At 59.5% G+C, this 3,409-nt stretch carries 2 protein-coding genes; both read right to left on the bottom strand.

Annotated features, from left to right (window positions below; translation table 11 throughout):
• Positions 1 to 158: 158 nt before the first annotated feature.
• A complete protein-coding gene (pcaF, locus tag Q4610_RS21515; RefSeq protein WP_033967481.1) occupies positions 159 to 1,361 on the bottom strand; it encodes a 3-oxoadipyl-CoA thiolase in 1,203 nt (400 codons plus the stop codon).
• 28 nt (positions 1,362 to 1,389) lie between these two features.
• Positions 1,390 to 3,409 (bottom strand): 3-hydroxyacyl-CoA dehydrogenase NAD-binding domain-containing protein (locus Q4610_RS21510; RefSeq protein ID WP_304537816.1); only part of this gene is annotated, 2,020 nt, incomplete at its 5' end.

The raw sequence follows: 3,409 nt of genomic DNA, 5'->3' as shown, positions 1-3,409 counted from the left end.
GCCATGGCGTAAAGCAATCTGAAAGTGATGGTTAAGGAAAAAGCCGCAGCCCGACCAGGTTGCGGCTTTTCTGTTCTGCACGCCAACGTTCATTCAGGTGACGAACAACAAGCTGGAATTCGGGAATGGGCGACGAGACGCCGCCCAGCCTTCAATGCTTATACTGACGCGAGGGCGATCGCGATGCCCTGACCAACGCCGATGCACATGGTCGCGAGGGCGAATTTGCCGCCGGTGTTCGCCAGCTCCAGCGCCGCCGTGCCCGTGATCCGTGCGCCCGACATACCCAATGGATGTCCTAAGGCGATGGCACCCCCATTTGGATTCACGCGAGGATCGTCGTCGACGATGCCAAGGTCACGCAACGTCGCAAGCCCTTGAGATGCGAACGCTTCGTTGAGCTCAATGACATCGAACTGCTCCTGGCGCATTCCAAGGCGGGACATCAGCTTTTTGGTCGCCGGCGCAGGGCCAAATCCCATGATCCTCGGTGCTACACCTGCGGTCGCGCCACCCAGAACGCGTGCGATCGGAGTCAGTCCGAATTTCTTGACGGCGGCTTCGGAAGCCAGAAGGATTGCCGCCGCTCCGTCATTCACGCCTGACGCATTGCCTGCGGTCACAGTGCCGTCGGCGCGGACAATCGGTCGGAGCTTGCCGAGAGCATCGATGGTTGTCGCGCGGGGATGTTCGTCCGTGTCGACGATTAGTGCGTCGCCCTTCTTTTGCGGGATCGTGACCGGGGTGATCTCTTTAGCGAAGCGGCCATTTGTCTGGGCCTGTGCTGCTTTCGCTTGCGAACGCACCGCGAAAGCATCCTGGTCCTCGCGGCTGATCTTGAAGTCATCCGCCACGTTCTCGGCGGTTTCCGGCATCGAGTCGACGCCGTACTGCTTTTTCATGAGTGGGTTGATGAAGCGCCAGCCAATCGTTGTGTCGTGAATCTCCATCGAACGAGAGAAAGCCGTCTCGGCTTTTGGAACGATAAAGGGAGCACGGCTCATGCTTTCGACGCCGCCGGCGATCACCAGGTCAGCTTCACCGGAAGCGATAGCGCGCGCACCGGTGATTGTGGCATCCATGCCGGAGCCGCACAGGCGATTGATGGTTGTTCCGGGAACGCTCACAGGCATGCCCGCGAGCAAGGACGACATGCGTGCAACGTTCCGGTTATCCTCGCCTGCCTGGTTGGCGCACCCGAACACCACTTCATCGATGGCTTCGAAGTCGAGGTTGGGATTTTGCGCCATGATTGCCTTCAAGGGGATAGCGCCGAGATCGTCAGCCCGCACGGATGAGAGCGAGCCACCGAAGCGGCCGATCGGCGTGCGGATATAGGCGCAGATATAGGCTGGGGACATCGGATTCCTCCAAAAAGTATGGGTTGGTTCAATCGAGCAATGCGAGGTTCCCGCGGCGGCCGCCGCCGACTACGGTCGCAAGAGTACGTTCAAGGCGGTAACGTGGTTGACGCTTCGCCCAGAAGAGTGGTCCACCAAGATGTTTCGGAAAGCCATATCCGTTGATCATCACCAGATCGATATCTGAGGCACGCGAAGCGATGCCGTCTTCCAGAACGAGCAGGGCCTCGTTGACGATCGCGCAAAGCGTGCGCTCCTGGATTTCGTCCCGGTCCAGCGACCTCGGCGCAGCGCCATAATGTGCCCGCGCCTTCGCGATGAGATTTCTCACGTCTGGGTCCGATGCGCGTTGGCCATCGTCATACCGATACCAGCCGGCACCTGTCTTGCGGCCGAGCCGGCCGGCTTCAACAAGCCATTCGAGGACCGGAACGTCACCATCCTTGTCCCCGCGGGCCTCCTGCTTCCTCTTCCGGTTAGCCCAAGCTATATCGAGCCCTGACAGGTCCGACACGCTGAACGGCCCCATGGCAAAACCGAGCGCCTCAAGGGCGGTATCAATTTCGTCCGGGCTTGCGCCATCGATCAGCATCGCTTCGCTCTGTGCGCGGTAAGCATTGTAGATGCGGTTGCCGATGAAGCCTTCTCCGACTCCGGAAACGACGGCGACTTTCCGAAGCCGTCTTGCGATCGCAAAAGCGGCCTGCAGGACTTCCGGTGATGTTTCTTCGCCCCGAACAATCTCCAGAAGCTTCATGATGTGCGCCGGCGCAAAGAAATGCAGTCCAACGACGGATTGAGGACGCGTGGTCGCGGCGGCTATGACATTCACATCGAGATAGGAAGTGTTGGTCGCAAGGATCGCATTGGTCTTGGCGAAACTGTCGAAACGAGCCATGAGCTCAGTCTTCACGGCCAGATCCTCGAAGGCAGCTTCGATGAGCAGATCGCACTCTGAAAGATCTTCGAGATCATGGACCAATGTCAGCTCGGCGGGGTTCGAAGCTTTCGCGAGAAAACCTTCGATGCGGGTCCGTGCGCTTGCTAGGGCCTCTTGTTTGAGGTCCGTGAGCTTCACCGGATAACCTGCGGCGAGAAAAGCGGCGGCGATCCCCGCGCCCATGGTTCCGGCTCCGACGATACCGACTGTCTCGATCGACAAGGGCGAAGCGTCCGCGAGGCCCTCGACACGCGCGGCCTGCCTTTCCGCAAAGAAAAGATGCCGCAGGGCCGCCGACTCATCGGAATCGCGGAGGCGCCGAAATGCGGTGCGGGCTGACGCGAGCGCGTCATCGAAGGGAACCGTGACTGCCTGCCAGATTGCTTCGGTCTGGTCGAAGACGAAGGGTCGCCCGCGACCGCGTTTCAAGACCTGCTGGACGGCAAGGTCAAACGCCTTGTGATCGAAGGGCTTTGGTTCTCTGTCCCTTAATCTGATCTTCGTGGTCCCGAAGGCACGAGCATAGGCAATCGCATCGTCTGGAATTTTCCCAACAATAGCGTCGATGAGGCCGAGGTTCTTGGCTTCTGGAGCTTTGACTTGACGGCAAGACGCGATCATGTCGAGTGCGGTGACGGCATCAGTCACCCGAGGCAGTCGGACGGTGCCCCCGGCACCTGGAATTATTCCGAAGGTTCCTTCCGGCAGTCCGACGGCAGCCTTTTCCGTCGCGATCCGCGCGTCGCAACCGAGGGCGATTTCGTAGCCACCGCCGAGTGCCGCCCCTTCGATTGCCGCGATGACTGGCTTCGAGCACTGCTCGATGGTTTCAATGACATCCGGCAATGTGGGATCGGTCAGGGGTTTGCCGAACTCCTTTAGGTCGGCTCCGGCGATGAACGTACCGTTTTTTCCAAGAAGGACGATCGACTGAACGTCGTGTTTCGCAGCGAGATGGTTGATGGCGTCGATCATAGCTTCGCGGAGATCGCGCGAGAGCGCATTGACAGGCGGATTGTCGATCGAAACCAGGCCGACACCATCAACGATTTCGGTGGTGGTAAGACCTGAGCCAAATTTCTGAACGAGGGGCGAGGGGGTCTCTGTA

The sequence above is a fragment of the Sphingobium cyanobacteriorum genome (genome assembly GCF_030580935.1).
In the GTDB taxonomy this organism is placed as follows: Bacteria; Pseudomonadota; Alphaproteobacteria; order Sphingomonadales; family Sphingomonadaceae; genus Sphingobium; species Sphingobium cyanobacteriorum.
Note: the sequence above shows the minus strand (reverse complement) of the source record. Positions and strands in the feature narration are given on the sequence as shown.